The sequence below is a fragment of the Massilia sp. DJPM01 genome, assembly GCF_030348125.1.
Classification (GTDB): domain Bacteria; phylum Pseudomonadota; class Gammaproteobacteria; order Burkholderiales; family Burkholderiaceae_D; genus Telluria_A; species Telluria_A frigida.
This window is the reverse complement of the sequence record NZ_JAQOZV010000005.1, coordinates 173057-191949: the sequence shown is the minus strand read 5'-3', so window position 1 is coordinate 191949 and position 18893 is coordinate 173057. Positions and strand designations below refer to the sequence as shown.

The window sequence follows — 18893 nt, the reverse complement described above, 5'->3', positions numbered from 1 at the left end:
GAATGCTTTGTCTTTACTTGGTATGGTTCGTTGGCGCTGGGTTGGCATCGCGCCGGGCCAGTGCCAGGACCGGGGGCAAGAACACCTCGGTCACCAGCAACATGCCCCGGTGGCGGCGATACAGGCAGCGCCGTGCATATAAAACAGTGTCGCCAGCCGCGCCCAGGGCAGCGCGGGCGCGCGCCATCAGGGGGTGGCCGGCGCGGATCCGCGCAAATTCCAGTTCGCCGCGTGTCACTTGCGGATCGTAAAACAGGGTACTGCCAAGCGAGCGCTCGCCCAGGCCGCCGAACAGCGGCCAGTCGCTGGCGCTGGCCGACAGCGGCACCACGGTGTGCGCGAACACCACCGGCGTGTCGTCGCAGCGCAACAACACTTCGCGTTCCAGCACCTGGACCGCGCGCGGCAGCTTCAGCGCACCGGCTTCGTCCGCCAGGCACGGGGCACGCCGCTGGTGCAAACGCTGCACCCGGAATGCCTGGCTGTGCGCGATCAGGCGCGCCGTCAGCGAGCCGCCGCTGGTGAGCCAGTCGCGTAGCAGGGGCGGCGCGTTGACACGGTTCACATGCGGATGCCACAACGCCTGGCGCAGCGAGGCGCCGCTCACCGCGCCGGGCTCGCGGCGCGGTCCAGGCAAAACGCCAGGACCTCGTCCACGTACTGCCCGAATTCGGCGATGGCGTGGTCGCTGCCATCGATCACGTGCTGGCGCGCGCCGGCGTAGTGCGCCGTCATGTCGCGGTAGTCGAGCACGTCGTCGCCGCTGGCCGCGATCAGGAAATAACGCTCCGGGCCGGTGATGGCCGGCACCGCCAGCGCGCCCAGTTCGTCGATATATGCGCGCTTGAATTCAAAAACTTTGTCGGAATGATACTCGGTCGTGACGCCGACATGCTGGTCGAGGTCTTTCAGGGGGTAGATCGCCGGGTTCAGCAGCACTGCGCGGCAGCCGAGGCGCTCGGCCAGCCAGGTAGCGTAATAGCCGCCCAGCGAGGAACCGATGATGGACAGCTCGCTGGCGTCATAACGCTCGATGAGGGTCAGCGCCAGCGCCATCGCTTCTTTCGGCGAAGCCGGCAGCTGCGGGCAGACCAGCTCGGATGCGCGCCCCAGCGCCGCCATCTTCTCGCCCACCACGCGCGCCTTGAACGAGCGCGGCGAGGAGCGGAAACCGTGCAGGTAAAGAATCATCGGGCCAGCGCCTCAAGCAGTTTCTGGTGCACGCCGCCGAAGCCGCCGTTGCTCATGACCAGGATATGGTCGCCCGGCTGGGCCGCGTCGACCACGGCTTTCACCAGGAAATCGATCTGGTCGAAGCTGTGGGCGATGGCGCCCAGCGGACAGAGGGCGTCGGCCAGGCTCCAGCCGAGCGCCTGCTGGCTGCCGAAGCCGAACACCAGGTCCGCTTCGCGCAGGCTGCCGGGCAAGGCATCTTTCATCGAGCCCAGTTTCATGGTGTTCGAGCGCGGTTCCAGCACGGCCAGGATGCGGCCCTGGGCCTTGTCGCCGCTGCCAATCTTCTGGCGCAAGCCGTTGACAGTGGTCGCAATCGCCGTCGGATGGTGGGCGAAATCGTCGTACACGGTGATGTCGCGCACCACGCCGCGCACTTCCATGCGCCGCTTGACGCTCTCGAAACGGGCCAGCGACACGGCCGCCTGGGCCACCGGCACGCCCACGTGGCGCGCCGCAGCAAGCGCCGCCAGCGCGTTCAGGCGGTTGTGCTTGCCGGTCAGGCCCCAGGTCACGGTGGCGACTACCTCGCCCTTGAAGACGACGTCGAAGTTACCGCCGGCATGTTCGGTCATGGTCCAGTCGACCCCGTCGCTGGCGCCGAACATTTCCTTTTCGCTCCAGCAGCCGCGCTTGAGCACGCGCCCGAGCGAGGCTTCGTCGCCGTTCACGATCAGGCGTCCGACACCAGGCACGGTGCGTACCAGGTGGTGGAATTGGGTTTCGATGGCACCAATATCGGGGAAGATGTCGGCATGATCGTATTCGAGGTTGTTCATTACGGCCGTTTTGGCGTGGTAATGCACGAACTTGCTGCGCTTGTCGAAAAAGGCGGTGTCGTACTCGTCCGCTTCGATCACGAAGAAGATCGACGGTTCCGCACCCGACAGACGCGCCGAGATGCCGAAGTTCATCGGCACGCCGCCGATCAGGAAGCCCGGCGCATAGCCGGCGTCTTCCAGTATCCAGGCCAGCATGGCCGAGGTGGTGGTCTTGCCGTGCGTGCCGGCCACGGCCAGCACCCATTTATCGTGCAGGATGTGTTCGCCGATCCACTGGGGACCGGACATGTACGGCAGGCTGCGGTTCAGGATTTCCTCGACCAGCGGATTGCCGCGCGCCACCACATTGCCGATCACATACAAATCGGGATTGAGCTGGGTCTGCTCCGGGCTGAATCCCTGGATCAGTTCGATGCCCTGGGCTTCGAGCTGGGTGCTCATCGGCGGGTAGACATTGGCGTCGCAGCCGGTGACCTTGTGGCCGGCTTCTTTCGCCAGGACCGCGAGGCCGCCCATGAAGGTGCCGCAAATGCCGAGGATGTGAATATGCATGATGTCGGGGTGTGGCCAAATGAATGAATACGCGATTTTACCCGACCCAATGGGATGGCTCGAAAAACCGTAGCGAGCGGTGGGAGTTGGGGCCGAGAAGCGCAGCCGTACGAAGGTACGGTGAGCATCGCAGGACTTTCGTGTCCCGGCCCAAAATCGCGCCGCGCAGTAGGTTTTTCGAGCTATCCCATGGCATTTACCGTTCCAGAGTATGATCTCGCTCATGATGCCTACCCCGATTGACGATCTCTCCCTGCTGCGCGCGGAAATCGCCGCCGTCGCCGCGCGCATGATTGCCCAGGACGGCGCCGACTACGCCAGCGCCAAACGCAAGGCCGCGCTGCAAGTGCTCGGCGAGCGCGCCGACGCCGGCCGCCCGTATGCCGCCAACCTGCTGCCCGACAACGCGCAGATCGAAGACGCCGTGCGCGATTACCAGACCCTGTTCCAGGCCGACACGCAGCCGGCGCGCCTGCTCGCGCTGCGCCAGGCGGCCCTGCAAGTGATGGATGCGCTGGCCGAATTTTCGCCCTACATCAGCGGCGCCGTGCTGAACGGCAGCGCCGGCGAGTACGACGACATCGAGCTGCAACTGTTCGCCGACAGCGCCAAGGAAGTGCAGATTTATTTACTGAACCGCAACGTCACCATCGATATTTCCGAAACGCCGCACTTCAAGGGCGCGCGTTACGACCCGGTCGAGACGGTCAGTTTTTTGTGGCATGGCGAAGGCGTGCACGCCGAACTGTATGAAAAGCACGACTTGCGCGGCGCCCTCAAGCCACGCGCCGACGGCCGCCCCCAGCGCGCCGACGCCGCCACGCTGCGCAGCATGATGACACCCCCGACTTCACCCCAGGACCCGACATGAACAAGCAGACCCTTTTCACCTTTGCCGGCATTGCCGTGCTGGCCGGCGCGCTGGGCGCCTACGTTGGCGTGCGCAATAAGCAAGCACCTCCGGTGGCGGCCGCCATGCCGGCCGGGCCCGCCGCCAGCGCTGCGGGCACCCCGGTCGAGACCCTGTTTGCCGAAACCATGAACGACCCGGCCGGCAAGGCCCAGGCGCTGGCGCAATGGAAGGGCAAGCCGCTGGTGGTCAATTTCTGGGCGCCCTGGTGCCCGCCGTGCGTGGAAGAAATGCCGGAACTGGCCGACCTGGCCCGCGAGCACAGCGCGAAAAACATCAATGTGATCGGCATCGGCATCGATTCCCCGACCAACATCGCCGAATTTGCGACCAAATTCAAGATCACCTATCCCATCTACGTGGCCGGCATCAGCGGTACCGATTTGTCGCGCAAGTTTGGCAACAGCGCTGGCGGCTTGCCCTACACCGTGCTGATCGGCGCGGATGGCCTGGTCAAGAAGACGTATCTGGGGCGTATCAAGTTCGACGAGCTCAAGGCTGACCTGGCCGCGCTCAAGTCTTGAGAGGCAAAAGCCTCGCCGCAACCGTGCTTTACGGTACGGAATGCACCGTTCAGTAATTTCAAGCAATTTTTTTCGCTTGCCAATGCCCGCCGTTGGCGGCAAAATGCGGGACTTTCGCGTGATAACGACCCTTCAACCATGGCAAAAAAGCTCCTTCTGCTCAACGGCCCCAACCTGAATCTACTGGGGACACGGGAGCCAGAGGTGTACGGCAAGGCAACACTAGCCGACATCGAGAACGCTGCGACAGCCCAGGCTGGCGCGGCGGGTGCGACAATATCTTGCTTTCAGAGCAATCATGAGGGTGCGCTGATCGATGCCATCCATGCCGCCCGTTTGGACGGCGTGGACGCCATCGTCATCAATCCGGGCGGGTTGACGCATACCAGCGTCGCCTTGCGCGATGCCCTGGCCGGCGTTGCCATCCCGTTTGTGGAAGTCCACATCTCGAATATTTACCAGCGCGAAGCATTCCGCCATCATTCTTTCCTGTCCGCGATTGCGCAGGGCACCATTTGCGGGCTCGGCATTGATGGATATCGCTTTGCCATCGACTTTGCGCTTAAAAAGCGTTAATCTACTGGCATCTTCAAGCATTATGCGCGGTTATGCTTTTATCATGCATTCCGCATACTCTTAAAACACAATAAATTCCAAGGGGTTTCACATGGATTTACGAAAACTCAAGACCTTGATCGATCTCGTCGCCGAATCGGACATCGCTGAACTCGAAGTAACCGAAGGCGAGAGCAAGGTCCGCATCGTCAAGTCATCCGCAATCCCGCAGAATCAGATGGTCATGATGCAGCCGCAAGGCATGCAGCAGCACTACGCCAGCGCCCCGGCAGCCGCGCCGGTCGCCGCCCCCGTGGCCGTCCCGGCCGAGCCAACCGGCCACATCGTGAAGTCGCCGATGGTCGGTACTTTCTACCGCTCGTCGGCACCGGGCTCCGCCGCCTACGTCGACATCGGCTCGAACATCAAGGAAGGCGACACCCTGTGCATCATCGAAGCGATGAAGCTGCTCAATGAAATCGACTCGGATGTGTCCGGCGTCGTGACCAAGATCCTGGTCGAAAACGGCCAGCCTGTCGAGTTCGGCCAACCGCTGTTTGTGATTGGCTGACCGACCACTATGTTTGAAAAAATTCTCATTGCCAATCGTGGAGAGATCGCGCTACGTATCCAGCGCGCCTGCCGCGAGATGGGCATCAAGACCGTGGTGGTCCACTCCGAAGCCGACAAAGACGCCAAGTACGTGAAGTTGGCCGATGAATCGGTGTGTATCGGACCGGCGCCATCGGCCCTGAGCTACCTGAACATGCCGGCGATCATCAGCGCGGCCGAAGTCACCGATGCCGAAGCGATTCACCCCGGCTACGGCTTCCTGTCCGAAAACGCCGACTTCGCCGAACGCGTGGAAAAATCCGGCTTCGTCTTCATTGGTCCGCGTTCCGACTCGATCCGCCTGATGGGCGACAAGGTCTCGGCCAAGCAAGCCATGATCCGCGCCGGCGTGCCCTGCGTGCCAGGTTCGGACGGCGCCTTGCCGGACGACCCGAAAGAAATCATCCAGACCGCGCGCCGCGTGGGCTATCCGGTGATCATCAAGGCCGCCGGCGGTGGCGGCGGACGCGGCATGCGCGTGGTCCACACCGAAGCGGCCTTGCTCAACGCCGTGGCGATGACCAAGACCGAAGCCGGTGCCGCCTTCGGCAATCCGGAAGTGTATATGGAGAAGTACCTGGAAAATCCGCGCCACGTGGAAATCCAGATCCTCGCCGACGAACACAAGAACGCCGTCTGGCTGGGCGAACGCGACTGCTCGATGCAGCGCCGCCACCAGAAAGTGATCGAAGAAGCGCCGGCGCCGGGCATTCCGCGCAAACTGATCGAAAAGATCGGCGACCGCTGCGCCGAAGCTTGCCGCAAGATCGGCTACCGTGGCGCCGGGACCTTCGAGTTCCTGTACGAGAACAACGAGTTCTATTTCATCGAAATGAACACGCGCGTGCAGGTCGAACACCCGGTCACTGAAATGATTACCGGCATCGACATCGTGCAGGAACAGATCCGCATCGCCTGCGGCGAAAAACTGCGTTTCCGCCAGCGCGACATCATGCTGTCGGGCCACGCCGTCGAGTGCCGCATCAATGCCGAAGATCCGTTCAAGTTCACCCCGTCGCCGGGGCGCATCGTTTCCTGGCACGCGCCGGGCGGCCCTGGCATCCGCGTCGATTCGCATGCCTACGCCGGTTATTATGTGCCGCCGCATTACGATTCGATGATCGGCAAGGTCATCGCCTACGGCGCCACGCGCGAGCAAGCCATCCGCCGCATGCAAATTGCGCTGTCGGAAATGGTGGTTGAGGGTATCCTGACGAATATTCCGCTGCATCGCGAACTGATGATCGATGCGCGCTTTATCGAAGGCGGCACCAACATCCATTACCTCGAGCAGAAACTGGCCGACAAGCCGGACCTGCCGAAAGGCCCGACCAGCCCTAACAAATCGGAAACGAAGGCAGACGCATGAGCTGGACAGAAGTTGTCATTGAAATTGCACGTGAACACGCGGAAGCCCTGTCCGACGCGCTGATGGAAGCCGGCGCCCTGTCGGTGTCGGTGGAAGATGCCGACGAAGGCACCGACCAGGAAAAGCCGCTGTTCGGCGAACCTGGCATGGAACCGACCGAAGCGGCGTGGGAACACAGCCGCGTGGTGGCCCTGACCGACGTCGATGCCGACCAGGCCGCCATCGTGGCCGAAGCGGCTGCGGCGATTGGCATTGAAACCACGCCGGCGTTCACTACGCGCGCCGTGGCCGACGAAGACTGGGTGCGTTTGACCCAGTCGCAGTTCGCGCCTATTCATATTGGCAAGAACATCTGGGTCGTTCCGAGCTGGCACGAAGCGCCGGATCCGGACGCCCTGATTCTCGAACTCGACCCGGGCCTGGCCTTTGGCACCGGCAGCCACCCGACCACGCGGCTGTGCATGGAATGGCTGGAGGCGCATCCCGCCCCCGGCAAGACCGTGCTCGACTACGGTTGCGGCTCCGGCATCCTGGCCATGGTAGCCAAGAAAATGGGTGCGGGCGACGTGGCCGGTGTCGATATCGATCCGCAAGCGATCGAATCGGCGCGCGACAATGCCGCGCGTAACCAGTGCGAGATCGATTACTACCTGCCGGACAGCTTCGCCATCTCGGCCAAGCCGCATCACGCCACCGGCAAGTTCGACACGGTCGTGGCCAACATCCTGTCGAGCCCATTGAAACTGATGGCGCCGATGCTGGCCGGCCGGGTCGCCGCGGGCGGTTCGCTGGTGTTGTCGGGCGTGCTCGCGCGCCAGGCGGAAGAAGTGGCCGAAGCGTATGCGCCGTTCATCACGCTCGGCGTGTGGGCGGAGCAAGATGGCTGGGTAGCACTGCACGGCCAGCTTGGCAGCAACGTTCCACCTACCCCTCGCGGTCAATAAAGGCATGGCGCTCGCCACTCGATGCCCCCATTGCAGCACGACTTTCCGGGTCGCTTCCGACCAGCTGAAGTTACGTGGGGGCATAGTGCGCTGCGGCGCCTGCAATGAAATTTTTGATGGCAACGCGGCACTGATCGAACTCGACGCGCTGCCGCCAGCCACACCCTCCCCTGTTGTCGAACCGCCTTCCGCCCCGGCGGCGAGTGCGTTCGCCGATCCCGGCAATGCCGTGTCCACGCTGCACATGGAGACTGCTTTCGTTCCGGTGTGGCTCAGGCAGCAACCGGCGCCGGCTCCCGAGCCTGAACCGGTTCCTGAGCCTGAACCCGAACTGGTGCATGTGCCGGAACCCGAGCCTGTCGCGGAACCAGAACCGGAGCCAGAACCGGAACCAGCGCCACGAACCAAGCCCTTCATCCCGCTCTCGATTGCGACCTTTGTCGAGCCCGAGGATATGTATGACGAGCCCTACGCGGCGCCGTACGTCGAACCCGAACCGCCGCCGGCAGTCTGGCGCGGCAAGTCCAAGACACCCTGGCCGACGATCGATATCGACGGCCACGATCAAGCGCCGCCCGCGTCTGGCCCTGCGCCATTTCCGGTCGACATGCCAATCGATGAAGAAATTGTTGCGATTGCGCCGCCGGAAGACCTGTCCGAGCCGGAATTTGGAGAGCTGAGCTTCGACGAACCGGTGCTCGACCTGACCTACCCGTCCGCCCCGGTACGCGATCCGAACGCGCGCATCGAGCCGGTGTTCTTCGCGCCGGAGCCCAAGGCACCGGTATTTGTCGAGCCGGTATTTGTCGAGCCAGTATTTGTCGAGCCAGTGCGCGTCGAGCCGGCCTTTGCCGAGCCGGCCCGGTTTGAACTGCCGGCCAAACCCGCGTTCGACGAGCCGATCCATGCCGTGGTCGCCGAGCCTGCGAAGGTCCTGCTGCCGCTGGTCGCGCCTGCGTTCGATGAACCGGTGCATACCGAACCGGAACTTGCCGAACCTGCCCAATTCCTGCCGCCGCTGGTCGAGCCTGCGTTCGATGAGCCGGTGCATGCCGAACCAGAACTGGCCGAAGCTGCCCAGTTCCTGCCACCGCTGGCCGAGGCTGCGTTCGACGAGCCAGTCCATGCCGAACCGGAACTGGCCGAGCCTGCCGGATTCCTGCCGCCGCTGGTCGAGCCTGCGGTCGATGAGCCGCTTCATGTCGAACCGGAGCTGGCCGAGCCTGCCCAATTCCTGCCGCCGCCGGTCGAGCCTGCGTTCGATGAGCCGGTCCATGTCGAACCGGAACTGGCCGAGCCAGCCCAGTTCCAGCCACCGCTGGTCGAGCCCTCGTTCAACGAGCCGCTCCATGTCGAACCGGAACTCGCCGAGCCTGCCGGGTTCCTGCCGCCACGGGTCGAGCCTGCGTTCAACGAACCGGTCCATATCGAACCGCAACTTGACGAGCCGGCCTACGACGAACCAGTCCGCGTCGAGCCACGTGCCGCCAGGCCGGCCAGGTTCCAGCCTGTGGTCGAGCATGCATATGACGAGCCGGGGCACACCGTGCTGGTGCTTTCCTACGCTGAAGAAACCACGCCGCACGACGACGAGGCGCGCAGCGACGCATTGCTGAACCCCAACACTGAACCACTCGTGCGCGACCTGGAGCATGCCCCGTTGCCGCTGCTGCGCCAGTCGTCGGGCGACAATCCCGCGCCGAAGCCGTCGAAAAAGGCGGCAAGGAAGCCGGCCGCGCCACCACCGCCGCCACCAGCAGAAGTTGTTCCCGAGCCGGAGCACGACGAGCCCGATTTCCTGCGCCGCAGCCGCGAACTGGAAGAAAAACAAGGCTCGCGCCGGATCGCGATGCTGCTCGGTTCGGTCTTGCTGGCGATCCTGCTGGTGGGCCAGGGCGTTACCACCTTCCGCAACATCCTGGTGGCCAAGTTCCCTGCGATCAAACCCGTGCTGGTCTCGGCCTGCGCCACGCTCGGCTGCAAACTCGAACTGCCGGCCCAGATCGACAGCCTGAGCATCGAAACGGGCGAGCTGCAATCGCTCGGCGCCAACGCCTTCACGCTGTCGACCCTGCTGCGCAACCAGAGCGACCTGACCCAGGCCTGGCCCAACATCGAACTGGCGCTGACCGATGGCAACGACAAGACCCTGCTGCGGCGCGTGGTCGTGCCCGCCGAATACCTGCCCAAGGGCACGGTGACGGCCAAAGGCTTCGCGGCGCGCTCCGAACAAGCCGTCAAACTGACTTTTGAAGTAAAACAGATCAAGGCATCCGGCTACCGTATCGCTATCTTCTATCCATAAGGCACATCATGACCAAGACCACGCTGATCTGCGGATCGCTCGCATTCGACAAGATCATGCAATACAACGGCCGTTTCGGCGAAACGCTGCTGGCCGACCAACTGCACAAGGTCAACGTCTCCTTCCTGGTACCGACCTTGCGCACCGAATACGGCGGCTGCTCGGCCAACATCGCCTACAACCTCAAAATGCTGGGCGGCGAGCCGCTGATCATGGCCGCGATCGGCCAGGATGGCGGCGAATACCTGGAACGCTTCGACAAGCTGGGCATCGAGACGCGCGCGATCCGCAAGATCACCCACTCGTACACCGCGCAATGCTTCGTCACGGCCGACCTCGACAACAACCAGATCAATGCCTTCCACCCGGGCGCGATGGAATTCGCGCATGAAAACAATGTCGGCGACCAGGGCGCGCTACGCGTGGCCATCATCGCGCCGGACGGGCGTGGCGGCATGCTCAAGCACGCGCGCGACTGCGCGGCGCTGAACGTGCCGTTCATGTTCGACCCGGGCCAGCAATTGCCGATGTTCAGCGGCGACGAATTGATCGAATTCATCAACCAGGCGACCTATGTGGCCGCCAACGACTACGAATTCGAGATGCTGATGGACCGTACCGGCCTGACCCTGGCCGACATTGCCGGCCGCCTGGAAGCGCTGATCGTCACGCGCGGCGAGAAGGGTTCCGAGATTTACACCGGCGGCAAGCGCCACGAGATTCCCTGTGTGCAAGCGGCGGCGGTGGTCGACCCGACCGGCTGCGGCGACGCTTACCGCGCCGGGCTGCTGTTCGGCATCACGAACGACCTCGACTGGCCAACCACCGGCCGCCTTGCGAGCCTGATGGGCGCGATCAAGATCGCGCACCAGGGTGGGCAAAACCACGTCGTCACGGCCGCCCAGATCGCCGACAAGTTCGAAGCCGAGTTCGGCTACCGCTTCTAAGTCGCAACACCGGCGCAACACCGGGGTCTGACCTCTGATTAGTAATCTTTCTAATCAGAGGTCAGACCCCGGTTGGGAAACCAGTGGCCCTACTTCAACAGTATTCGCGCGACCTGCTCCGGCGTCAGGGTCGCCGACACCACTTCGACCAGCTTGCGCTTGTTGGTCAGCCCGTGCGTGATCGTGAGCGCACTTTTCGGTACGCCCAGTTCTCCCGATAAATATTTGATCAAGGCCTCGTTGGCCTTGCCTTCGATCGGCTGCGCTTGCAGCTTGAGCTTGAGCGCGTCGTCGAGCACGCCGATCACCTCGGTCTTCTTCGCATTCGGGGTGATCTGCACCGCCAGCCGCAATGCGCCCGGCAGCGCCGAACACCAGGCCCGGCTCATCGCAGGCCGAACAGCATCTGCACCAGGATGTGCACGATCTTGAGCAGGATCATCGCCACCATCACCGACAGATCGATTCCGCCAATCGGCGGCACCACTTTGCGCAGCGGACGCAGCAAGGGGGCGTTGAGGGCCTGCACGAAGGGCGCCATCGGCGCCTGCGGGTTGACCCAGCTCAGGATGACTTCGATGAACAGCAAGCCGATGAAGCCGTACAGGATCCAGGTCAGGAAGTTGTACAGGGCCAGGATGGCCACCATCTCGAACGAGGCGCCAAAGAACAGGATCACGGACGTCGCCAGCGCCACCACCAGAAAGGCGCCGACCAGGCTGGCCCAGTCGTAGCCACCCACGCCGGGAATGATGCGCCGCATCGGCAGCACCATCCAGTCCGACAGGGCATAGATAAATTGCCCGATCTGCGACGGCGGGCGCACGCGAATCGCCTGCATCCAAAACCGCAGCAACAGGACTCCACCGAGGATGGAGGAGATGGTGTCGACAATCAACTGAACAATACTGTGCACATGCTCTCCTTAAAAAAAAACCGCTGTGTGAATCAAGTCACACAGCGGCATTTTGCCTGATCCAGGCCCAACTGCCTGTTACGGACGGCTGCTGGTCGGGAAAGGCCATGCTGCTGCTGGAGCCAACACAGTTTTCGCCGCTGGCGCTGGCGCCGGTACTGCCGCTACTGCTGGCGCAGGAGTTGCCAGCTTCGATGCCACGTCGGCTTTCGGCGCAGCTGCCTTCTTCGGCGGTCCCGCCTTCTTTACAACCGGCTTGGCTGCCGCAGCGACAGGAGCTGCCGCTGGCGCCGCTGCTGGCTTGGCTGCTGGCTTCGCCGCAGCCTTAACCGGCTTTTTTGCTGCTGGCTTAGCCGCCACCTTTTTTGCTGCTGGCTTTGCTGCTGCTTTCGCTGCTGGCTTTGCTGCTGCTTTAGTTACTGCTGGTTTTTTGGCGGTCGACGTCGCTGCTGCTTTTTTGGCGGCTGGCTTGGCTGCGGCTTTGCTGGCTGCTGGCTTCGCTGCTGCTTTTTTGGCGACAGGCTTGGCGGCCGGTTTGGCTGCGGCTTTTTTCGCTACCGGCTTGGCTGCTGGCTTCGCTGCCGACTTGGCTGCTGGCTTGGCCGACGACTTCGCTGCGGCTTTTTTCGCTGCTGGCTTCGCTGCTGCCTTCTTCGCTACCGGCTTGGCCGCGGCTTTTGCCTTGGCTGCTGGTTTGGCTGCTGGCTTGGCTGCCGCTTTTTTGGCGACTGGCTTGGCTGCTGCTTTTTTAGCGACTGGCTTGGCGGCCGGCTTGGCTGCTGCTTTTTTCGCTACCGGCTTGGCTGCCGACTTCGCTGCCGACTTGGCTGCTGGCTTGGCGGCGGTTTTCGCTGCGGCTTTTTTCGCTACTGGCTTCGCTGCTGGCTTGGCTGCGGCTTTTTTCGCTGCTGGCTTGGCTGCGGTTTTCGCTGCGGCCTTTTTCGCTGCCGGCTTGGCTGCAGGTTTGGCTGCGGCTTTCGTGGCTGGCTTGGCTGCGGCTGCTTTCGCGGCGACTTTCTTCACTGGTTTCTCGGCAGCGGCTTTCGCGACTGGTTTCTTTACTGCGGGTTTCTTAGCGGCTGTTGCCATTTGGGTTCTCCTTCATCTGCGATGGGAAAAAATCACGCTACAAGATTTAAAACCCGTCCGACCCGTAACTGGAGGTCAGGCGAATTATTCATCGGCACAAACGTGATCGTGTTTATGCTAATGAATTCGGCACCAGCTGAACTGCTGCAACTCCTCAAGTTTGCAGCGCTTCAGCTATAGTCGTTTCTGAAAACAGAGACGACGGATACGGTGTTCATGGTTCGCTGTCCACATCCAAAAGCCCACAACCGTAAAAGAAAAAGCCGCCATGCCTGAACCGGATCAGGCAGTGCGGCTTTGTCTTTTGCAGAAGTTTAAGCACATATCTGTTGAATCAGCGTCCCATTTTGATCGATGATTTTGTCGTCGCGCGCGGCTTGCATCTTCGCGTTCACGTTTTGACAAATTCAATCACGTAAAGTACACGAAAACCTTGTCAGTGCGCAACTGGCACACTGCATTTGTTTGACTTTTTTTTTCGCGTGGCGCGCGCATCGGCACGCGATCGTTGTGCGCGGCGGCGCGCCAATGCGCGCCGCGCGCCGCCGCGCGTGCTGTCGATGCGGCCCGGGCACTGCGGGCGCGCGCCCACGAGCAACGCAGACATGCCGTACCTAAAGGCGCTATGCGGCGCCGCCAAGCGCGCGCCGGCAGCGCCGGCGGCAGGCGGCGCGCGCTGCGCGCTGCGCGCAGCGACAGGCGCGGCGTCGAATGCGGCAGATGCGCGCGACGCGCGCATCGCGCGCTGTTCGTTGCTGCTGCGAGACGTATTGGCGCAAGCGCGCACGTGAATGGCGCTGCGCGCTCGCGCGCTCGCTTGAAGTAAACAGTTTGGCGCGCCGCCTTGGCGCGTGCGCTCTTGTGCCAGGTCCGGCGCCGGCATAGCATCGCTTCAGGCGCCGCGCGGCGACCACAACAAAACAAGAGACGATCGATAAACAGACTAGTCAAGTGGCTCACCATCCTCGGCATGGCATCGCTGATGGCGGCGGCGGGAGCTGCCGAACGCGGCACCAGCGAGGAAGCGGTGGCCCTGATGAAAAAGGCGATCACCTACTACAAGACGAACGGCATGGAAAAGACCGCCGCCGAGATCAACGGCAAGACCGGCCTGTTTGAAAGCAAGGACCTCTACCTGTTCATCGCGCCCGTCGCGCCAGGGCCGGTGATGGCGCACGGCGCCAATACCAAACTCGTTGGCAAGGAACTGGGCGACCTGCGCGACGTCGACGGCGTGTATTTCACGCGCCGCTTCCGCGAGGTGGCCGCCAAGGAGGGCAAGGGCTGGGTCGAGTACAAATGGCCCAACGCCAAAAGCGGCGCGCTGGAAGCGAAGAGTACCTACGTCGAGCGGGTCGACGATGTGTACTTGGCGTGCGGCGTGTACAAGCCCGGCAAGTCCTGAGACACGGGCGTGCGCGGCTCCCAAAATGAAGAAAGCTCCCACAGGGAGCTTTCAGAAGAACGCACGGCAGGGTGATCCCGCAGCGCAGCGATGCTTATTCCCAGTTCAGCGCGCCGCCGGTCTGGTACTCGGTCACGCGCGTCTCGAAGAAGTTGCGTTCCTTTTTCAGGTCGATCATCTCGCTCATCCATGGGAAGGGATTTTCCTCGTGCGCGAACAGCGCGTCCAGGCCGATCTGCTGGGCGCGGCGGTTGGCGATGAAGCGCAGGTAACCCTTGAACATGGTCGCGTTCAAACCCAGCACGCCGCGCGGCATGGTGTCTTCGGCGTACGCATACTCCAGGTCGACCGCTTGCAGGAACAGCGCCTTGATCTCTTCGCGGAACGCCGGGGTCCACAGCAGCGGGTTTTCCATCTTGATCGTGTTGATCAGGTCGATGCCGAAGTTGCAGTGCATCGATTCGTCGCGCAAGATGTACTGATATTGCTCTGCCGCACCCATCATCTTGTTCTGGCGGCCCAGCGCCAGGATCTGGGTAAAGCCCACATAGAAGAACAAGCCTTCCATCAGGCAGGCGAACACGATCAGCGATTTCAACAGCTTCTGGTCGTTTTCCACGCTGCCGGTGGTGAACGCCGGGTCGGTCAGGGTGTTAATGAACGGAATCAGGAACTCATCCTTGTCGCGGATCGACTTGACTTCGTTGTAGGCGTTGAAAATCTCGCCCTCGTCCAGGCCCAGCGACTCCACGATGTACTGGTAGGCGTGGGTGTGGATCGCTTCCTCGAACGCCTGGCGCAGCAGGTACTGGCGGCACTCGGGCGCCGTGATGTGGCGGTAGGTGCCCAGCACGATGTTGTTGGCGGCCAGCGAATCGGCGGTCACGAAGAAGCCCAGGTTGCGCTTCACCAGACGGCGCTCGTCGTCGGTCAGACCGTTGGGATTTTTCCACAACTCGATGTCGCGCTGCATGTTCACCTCTTGCGGCATCCAGTGGTTGGCGCAACCGGCCAGGTATTTGTCCCACGCCCATTTGTATTTGAACGGGACCAGCTGGTTCACATCGGTCTTGCCGTTGATGATGCGTTTGTCGTCGGCGTGCACGCGCTTGGCGACCGCTACGGCATCGGCGTCCGCTACGGCGGCGGGTTCGGCACCCGCTACGGCGGCGCTTGGCGCCACGGGGCGCGCGGCTGGCGCGCTGGCTGTTTCATCGTCCCAGGACAACATGGTGTATTCCTCTTTCGTCTGTCTTCAATTCGGTCTTGCGCGAAGCGCCGTGGCGCCCCGCCTCTTTGCCAGCGATTACTGGCAGGCTTCGCATTCCTCGAAGCCATCGTCGCCCGGACGCAGGTAGCACGCCGCGCCGTCTTCCTCGGCCGCCGCCGCTGCCGTCGCCGCCGCGCTTGCCGCCGCTGCCGCCGTGTCGGCCGCCGCACCGATTGCGTGGGCCGACATGCCGCCATCGACCGCCACCGCGTTCAGCGCGCCGGTCTTGGAGGTCGACTTCTCCATGTGGGTCGCCGCGATGGTGCGCAGGTAGTAAGTGGTCTTCAAGCCGCGCAGCCAGGCCAGCTTGTAGGTTTCGTCGAGCTTCTTGCCCGAGGCGCCAGCCATGTAGATGTTCAGCGACTGGGCCTGGTCGATCCACTTCTGGCGGCGCGACGCCGCTTCCACCAGCCAGCTCGGCGAGACTTCGAACGCCGTTGCGTAAATGTCACGCAAGTCTTGCGGGATGCGGTCGATCTTGGCCAGCGAACCGTCGAAGTATTTCAGGTCGGCGATCATGACTTCATCCCACAGGTCGCGCGCCTTGAGGTCGCGCACCAGGTAAGAATTGATCTCGGTAAATTCGCCGGACAGGTTCGACTTCACATACAGGTTCTGGAAGGTCGGTTCGATGCAGGCCGACACGCCGATGATGTTCGAAATCGTCGCGGTCGGGGCAATCGCCACGCAGTTCGAGTTGCGCATGCCGAACTGCTTGATGCGCTCGCGCACCACGGTCCAGTCCATGGCCGACGACATGTCCACTTCCAGGTAGCCGCCGCGTTCCTCGGCCAGCAGCTTGATCGAATCCTGCGGCAGGATGCCGCGCTCCCACAGCGAGCCGGCGTACGACTCGTAGCGGCCGCGCTCTTCGGCCAGCTCGGTCGAGGCCAGGTAGGCGTAGTAGCACACCGCTTCCATCGAACGGTCGGCAAATTCCACCGCCTGGTTCGACGAATACGGTACGCGCATCATGTGCAGGCAATCCTGAAAGCCCATGATACCCATTCCCACCGGACGGTGGCGCATGTTCGAGTTACGTGCTTTTTCGACGGCGTAGTAATTGATATCGATGACGTTGTCGAGCATGCGCATCGCGGTGCGCACGGTTTTCTGCAGCTTGACCGGGTCGAGCTTGCCTTCTTTCATGTGCGCCGGCAAGTTCACGGAACCCAGGTTGCAGACCGCGATTTCCGACTCGTTGGTGTTGAGGGTGATCTCGGTGCACAGGTTCGAGCTGTGGACCACGCCCACGTGTTGCTGTGGCGAACGGATGTTGCATGGATCCTTGAAGGTGATCCATGGGTGGCCGGTTTCGAACAGCATCGACAGCATCTTGCGCCACAGGTCGAGCGCGGCGATCTTCTTGAACACGCGGATCTCGCCGGCGGCAGCCTTGGCTTCGTAGCCGGTGTAGGCCGCCTCAAACGCCTTGCCGACCTTGTCGTGCAGGTCCGGCGTTTCCGATGGCGAGAACAGGGTCCAGTCGCCCTTTTCCATCACGCGCTTCATGAACAGGTCGGGAATCCAGTTGGCCGTGTTCATGTCGTGGGTGCGGCGGCGGTCGTCGCCGGTGTTCTTGCGCAGGTCCAGGAATTCTTCCACGTCCATGTGCCAGGTTTCCAGGTAGGCGCATACCGCGCCCTTGCGCTTGCCGCCCTGGTTGACCGCCACGGCGGTGTCGTTGACCACTTTCAGGAACGGCACCACGCCTTGCGACTTGCCGTTGGTTCCCTTGATGTGGGCACCCAGGGCGCGCACCGGCGTCCAGTCGTTGCCCAGGCCGCCGGCGAACTTGGCCAGCAGCGCGTTTTCCTTGATGGCGTCGTAGATGCCTTCCAGGTCGTCCGAGACGGTGGTCAGGTAGCACGACGAGAGCTGCGAGCGCAGGGTGCCGGCATTGAACAGGGTCGGGGTCGAGCTCATGAAATCAAAACTGGACAGCAGGTTGTAGAACTCGACGGCGCGCGCTTCACGGTTTTCTTCGCGCAGCGACAGGCCCATGGCCACCCGCATGTAGAACGCCTGCGGCATTTCGATGCGCACATCGCGCACGTGCAGGAAGTAGCGGTCGTACAGGGTTTGCAGGCCGATATAACCGAACTGCAAGTCACGGTCGGCAACCAGGGCCTTGGCCAGCTTGGCCAGGTCGAAGGTGGCCAGTACCGGGTCCAGCAACTCGTTTTCGATGCCCTTGGCGATGTATTTCGGGAAGTACTCTATATAGTGTGCCGCCGCCTTCGCTTGCGGGACTTCTTCGCAGAACACTTCCTTGCGGATGGTGTGCAGCAGGATGCGGGCCGTCACTTGCGAGTAAGCCGGGTCCTTTTCCATCAGCGCGCGCGCAGCCAGGATGGCGGACTTGTGCAACTCTTCGACCGGCACGCCGTCGTACAGGTTCTTCACCGTTTCGGCCAGGATGGCGTCGGCGTCGACGTGCTTTTCCAGGCCGACGCAGGCGGCGGCGATCAGGTCGCGCACCTGGTTCATGTCGAGCAGGCGGCGCTGGCCGTTCTCAAGTACGTGGATTTGCGGCGCACTCACGTCGGCCGAACCGCCCAGCGCTTCCTTCTGCAGGCGGCGCTCTTCCATGTGCTTGGCGCGGTACAGCACGTAGGCACGCGCCACGTCGTGCTCGCCCGAACGCATCAGCGACAGTTCAACCTGGTCCTGCACGTCTTCGATGTGGAAAGTGCCGCCCGATGGCTGGCGCCGGATCAGGGCCGACACCACGTTCTCGGTCAGTTGCTCGACCAGTTCGCGCACGCGCGCGGAGCCGGCGCTCTGGCCACCGTTGATGGCCAAAAAGGCCTTGGTGACGGCGATCGAGATCTTCGATGGTTCAAACGCGACGACAGCGCCGTTGCGGCGGATGATGCGATAGTCGCCGCGGGCGGCGACGGCGGCGGCGCTGGTGGACGCTGGCTGGCCAGCCGCTCCAGGTGTGATGTGCAATTGGTTGATCGAAGAATCTTGGGATGTTTGCATTGGACCTCCTGGAGCGGCGGGCTTTGGTCTGCCGCCGGTTGTTATCAAGTGGACGGCGTCATTCAACCGTCCCCAACAAATATAAAAACAAAAAAACACCCCGCCAGCCTGGATTGTCGAGGCCGGCGCCGTGAGGCGATGGTGGGTGGATTGCGCTAAAAAACTGGGCTTGCCGTGCTGCGTTATGGATGCTGAGTTATCGGTGGTAGCGCTTCAAAAACCACTATATCTAGTCGATTCATCAAATGTGGGACTAATTGTAGTGCCTCACCCGGGGAGTGGCAATAGAATTAAGTAGCAATATTTTCCTGTGCGTCGCTTGACTTTTTTGACTCAGGCCGCATGAAGGACTGCCCGGTTAGCACATACTAACGGGTGCCATTTTTTGAAGCAGCCGCCAGCGCGCGCGCCTGCCATTTCTGCGTCGCGGGGCAGCATTATAAACCGTGGCGGGAGTGGGCGCTGGAATGGGCCTGGAAGGACGCCGCCCGG

20 protein-coding genes and 1 pseudogene are annotated in these 18893 nt (G+C 62.5%); 13 read left to right on the top strand and 8 right to left on the bottom strand.

Features of this window, described 5'->3' with window-relative positions:
- Nucleotides 1-13: 13 nt before the first annotated feature.
- From PO883_RS05875 to mpl, 3 genes are read right to left on the bottom strand one after another with little or no spacing between them, the layout of a single operon-like run.
- A complete protein-coding gene (locus tag PO883_RS05875; RefSeq protein WP_289308911.1) occupies nucleotides 14-607 on the bottom strand; it encodes a chorismate lyase in 594 nt (197 codons plus the stop codon).
- Nucleotides 604-1191 carry a YqiA/YcfP family alpha/beta fold hydrolase gene (locus PO883_RS05870; protein WP_289308895.1) on the bottom strand — a complete coding sequence of 196 codons (588 nt, stop codon included), beginning with the start codon at nucleotides 1189-1191 and terminating at the stop codon, nucleotides 604-606. The genes PO883_RS05875 and PO883_RS05870 overlap by 4 nt, the downstream gene beginning before the upstream one ends.
- Nucleotides 1188-2567, bottom strand: coding sequence for a UDP-N-acetylmuramate:L-alanyl-gamma-D-glutamyl-meso-diaminopimelate ligase (gene mpl, locus PO883_RS05865; protein ID WP_289308894.1), 1380 nt, complete (start codon nucleotides 2565-2567; stop codon nucleotides 1188-1190). The genes PO883_RS05870 and mpl overlap by 4 nt, the downstream gene beginning before the upstream one ends.
- Nucleotides 2568-2790: 223 nt before the next feature.
- On the opposite strand from mpl, the gene PO883_RS05860 reads away from it, so the two are divergent.
- From PO883_RS05860 to PO883_RS05830, 7 genes and pseudogenes are all read left to right on the top strand, one after another.
- A complete protein-coding gene (locus PO883_RS05860; protein WP_289308893.1) occupies nucleotides 2791-3438 on the top strand; it encodes a hypothetical protein in 648 nt (215 codons plus the stop codon).
- A complete protein-coding gene (locus PO883_RS05855) occupies nucleotides 3435-4001 on the top strand; it encodes a TlpA disulfide reductase family protein (protein WP_289308892.1) in 567 nt (188 codons plus the stop codon). The genes PO883_RS05860 and PO883_RS05855 overlap by 4 nt, the downstream gene beginning before the upstream one ends.
- A gap of 138 nt (nucleotides 4002-4139) precedes the next feature.
- The gene (gene aroQ / locus PO883_RS05850; RefSeq protein WP_167086988.1) at nucleotides 4140-4577 is read left to right on the top strand and encodes a type II 3-dehydroquinate dehydratase; all 438 of its coding nucleotides are present in this window, start codon (nucleotides 4140-4142) and stop codon (nucleotides 4575-4577) included.
- 91 nt (nucleotides 4578-4668) lie between these two features.
- Nucleotides 4669-5127, top strand: a complete 459-nt coding sequence (gene accB, locus PO883_RS05845; RefSeq protein ID WP_289308891.1) for an acetyl-CoA carboxylase biotin carboxyl carrier protein — start codon at nucleotides 4669-4671, stop codon at nucleotides 5125-5127.
- Between the two features lie 9 nt (nucleotides 5128-5136).
- A complete protein-coding gene (accC, locus tag PO883_RS05840) occupies nucleotides 5137-6537 on the top strand; it encodes an acetyl-CoA carboxylase biotin carboxylase subunit (RefSeq protein WP_054268457.1) in 1401 nt (466 codons plus the stop codon).
- On the top strand, nucleotides 6534-7481 hold the full coding sequence (gene prmA / locus PO883_RS05835; protein ID WP_289308890.1) for a 50S ribosomal protein L11 methyltransferase: 948 nt from the start codon (nucleotides 6534-6536) through the stop codon (nucleotides 7479-7481). Before accC ends, prmA begins: the two co-directional genes overlap by 4 nt.
- A 4-nt stretch (nucleotides 7482-7485) precedes the next feature.
- Nucleotides 7486-7587 (top strand): annotated as a pseudogene (locus tag PO883_RS05830) (zinc-ribbon domain-containing protein); the annotation flags it as partial.
- 602 nt (nucleotides 7588-8189) lie between these two features.
- Here PO883_RS05830 and PO883_RS35055 read toward each other — a convergent pair.
- The gene (locus tag PO883_RS35055; RefSeq protein ID WP_373890038.1) at nucleotides 8190-8363 is read right to left on the bottom strand and encodes a hypothetical protein; all 174 of its coding nucleotides are present in this window, start codon (nucleotides 8361-8363) and stop codon (nucleotides 8190-8192) included.
- A gap of 967 nt (nucleotides 8364-9330) precedes the next feature.
- Between PO883_RS35055 and PO883_RS35050 the strand changes: the two genes are divergently transcribed.
- Together PO883_RS35050 and PO883_RS05820 are read left to right on the top strand one after the other, a co-directional pair.
- On the top strand, nucleotides 9331-9786 hold the full coding sequence (locus PO883_RS35050; protein ID WP_229423523.1) for a DUF3426 domain-containing protein: 456 nt from the start codon (nucleotides 9331-9333) through the stop codon (nucleotides 9784-9786).
- Between the two features lie 8 nt (nucleotides 9787-9794).
- Entirely contained in the window at nucleotides 9795-10733 is a 939-nt protein-coding gene (locus PO883_RS05820; RefSeq protein WP_289308889.1) for a carbohydrate kinase family protein, read from the top strand.
- An 89-nt stretch (nucleotides 10734-10822) separates the two neighbouring features.
- Here the strand turns inward: PO883_RS05820 and PO883_RS05815 are convergent, their stop codons facing one another.
- Nucleotides 10823-11122 carry a DUF167 domain-containing protein gene (locus PO883_RS05815; protein WP_289308888.1) on the bottom strand — a complete coding sequence of 100 codons (300 nt, stop codon included), beginning with the start codon at nucleotides 11120-11122 and terminating at the stop codon, nucleotides 10823-10825.
- Nucleotides 11119-11649: a YggT family protein gene (locus PO883_RS05810; RefSeq protein WP_167086981.1), complete on the bottom strand. Its 531-nt coding sequence runs from the start codon at nucleotides 11647-11649 to the stop codon at nucleotides 11119-11121. Before PO883_RS05810 ends, PO883_RS05815 begins: the two co-directional genes overlap by 4 nt.
- Nucleotides 11650-11756: 107 nt before the next feature.
- On the opposite strand from PO883_RS05810, the gene PO883_RS35045 reads away from it, so the two are divergent.
- The 4 genes from PO883_RS35045 to PO883_RS05795 all read left to right on the top strand — a co-directional run bounded on the left by PO883_RS35045 (nucleotide 11757) and on the right by PO883_RS05795 (nucleotide 14143).
- Complete coding sequence (locus PO883_RS35045; RefSeq protein ID WP_373890036.1) at nucleotides 11757-11978, top strand: hypothetical protein; 222 nt, start codon at nucleotides 11757-11759, stop codon at nucleotides 11976-11978.
- Nucleotides 11951-12844 (top strand): hypothetical protein, encoded by an 894-nt coding sequence (locus tag PO883_RS35040; RefSeq protein WP_373890035.1) that lies wholly within the window; start codon nucleotides 11951-11953, stop codon nucleotides 12842-12844. Before PO883_RS35045 ends, PO883_RS35040 begins: the two co-directional genes overlap by 28 nt.
- 499 nt (nucleotides 12845-13343) lie before the next feature.
- Entirely contained in the window at nucleotides 13344-13529 is a 186-nt protein-coding gene (locus tag PO883_RS05800; protein WP_289308886.1) for a hypothetical protein, read from the top strand.
- Nucleotides 13530-13708: 179 nt separating this feature from the next.
- Nucleotides 13709-14143 carry a cache domain-containing protein gene (locus PO883_RS05795; protein ID WP_289308885.1) on the top strand — a complete coding sequence of 145 codons (435 nt, stop codon included), beginning with the start codon at nucleotides 13709-13711 and terminating at the stop codon, nucleotides 14141-14143.
- 94 nt (nucleotides 14144-14237) lie between these two features.
- Here the strand turns inward: PO883_RS05795 and PO883_RS05790 are convergent, their stop codons facing one another.
- Together PO883_RS05790 and PO883_RS05785 are read right to left on the bottom strand one after the other, a co-directional pair.
- The gene (locus tag PO883_RS05790; RefSeq protein ID WP_289308884.1) at nucleotides 14238-15374 is read right to left on the bottom strand and encodes a ribonucleotide-diphosphate reductase subunit beta; all 1137 of its coding nucleotides are present in this window, start codon (nucleotides 15372-15374) and stop codon (nucleotides 14238-14240) included.
- 75 nt (nucleotides 15375-15449) lie between these two features.
- The gene (locus PO883_RS05785; RefSeq protein ID WP_289308883.1) at nucleotides 15450-18401 is read right to left on the bottom strand and encodes a ribonucleoside-diphosphate reductase subunit alpha; all 2952 of its coding nucleotides are present in this window, start codon (nucleotides 18399-18401) and stop codon (nucleotides 15450-15452) included.
- Nucleotides 18402-18893: the final 492 nt, after the last annotated feature.

What these genes read in the sequence shown, in the direction of transcription:
- prmA (WP_289308890.1), top strand. Translation starts at nt 6,534, where the DNA reads ATGAGCTGGACAGAAGTTGTCATTGAAATTGCACGTGAACACGCGGAA.
- accB (WP_289308891.1), top strand. Translation starts at nt 4,669, where the DNA reads ATGGATTTACGAAAACTCAAGACCTTGATCGATCTCGTCGCCGAATCG.
- aroQ (WP_167086988.1), top strand. Translation starts at nt 4,140, where the DNA reads ATGGCAAAAAAGCTCCTTCTGCTCAACGGCCCCAACCTGAATCTACTG.
- PO883_RS05815 (WP_289308888.1), bottom strand. Translation starts at nt 11,122, where the DNA reads ATGAGCCGGGCCTGGTGTTCGGCGCTGCCGGGCGCATTGCGGCTGGCG.
- PO883_RS05870 (WP_289308895.1), bottom strand. Translation starts at nt 1,191, where the DNA reads ATGATTCTTTACCTGCACGGTTTCCGCTCCTCGCCGCGCTCGTTCAAG.
- PO883_RS05860 (WP_289308893.1), top strand. Translation starts at nt 2,791, where the DNA reads ATGATGCCTACCCCGATTGACGATCTCTCCCTGCTGCGCGCGGAAATC.
- accC (WP_054268457.1), top strand. Translation starts at nt 5,137, where the DNA reads ATGTTTGAAAAAATTCTCATTGCCAATCGTGGAGAGATCGCGCTACGT.
- PO883_RS05855 (WP_289308892.1), top strand. Translation starts at nt 3,435, where the DNA reads ATGAACAAGCAGACCCTTTTCACCTTTGCCGGCATTGCCGTGCTGGCC.
- PO883_RS35045 (WP_373890036.1), top strand. Translation starts at nt 11,757, where the DNA reads ATGCTGCTGCTGGAGCCAACACAGTTTTCGCCGCTGGCGCTGGCGCCG.
- mpl (WP_289308894.1), bottom strand. Translation starts at nt 2,567, where the DNA reads ATGCATATTCACATCCTCGGCATTTGCGGCACCTTCATGGGCGGCCTC.
- PO883_RS05785 (WP_289308883.1), bottom strand. Translation starts at nt 18,401, where the DNA reads ATGCAAACATCCCAAGATTCTTCGATCAACCAATTGCACATCACACCT.
- PO883_RS05790 (WP_289308884.1), bottom strand. Translation starts at nt 15,374, where the DNA reads ATGTTGTCCTGGGACGATGAAACAGCCAGCGCGCCAGCCGCGCGCCCC.
- PO883_RS05795 (WP_289308885.1), top strand. Translation starts at nt 13,709, where the DNA reads ATGGCATCGCTGATGGCGGCGGCGGGAGCTGCCGAACGCGGCACCAGC.
- PO883_RS05800 (WP_289308886.1), top strand. Translation starts at nt 13,344, where the DNA reads ATGCCGTACCTAAAGGCGCTATGCGGCGCCGCCAAGCGCGCGCCGGCA.
- PO883_RS35050 (WP_229423523.1), top strand. Translation starts at nt 9,331, where the DNA reads ATGCTGCTCGGTTCGGTCTTGCTGGCGATCCTGCTGGTGGGCCAGGGC.
- PO883_RS05820 (WP_289308889.1), top strand. Translation starts at nt 9,795, where the DNA reads ATGACCAAGACCACGCTGATCTGCGGATCGCTCGCATTCGACAAGATC.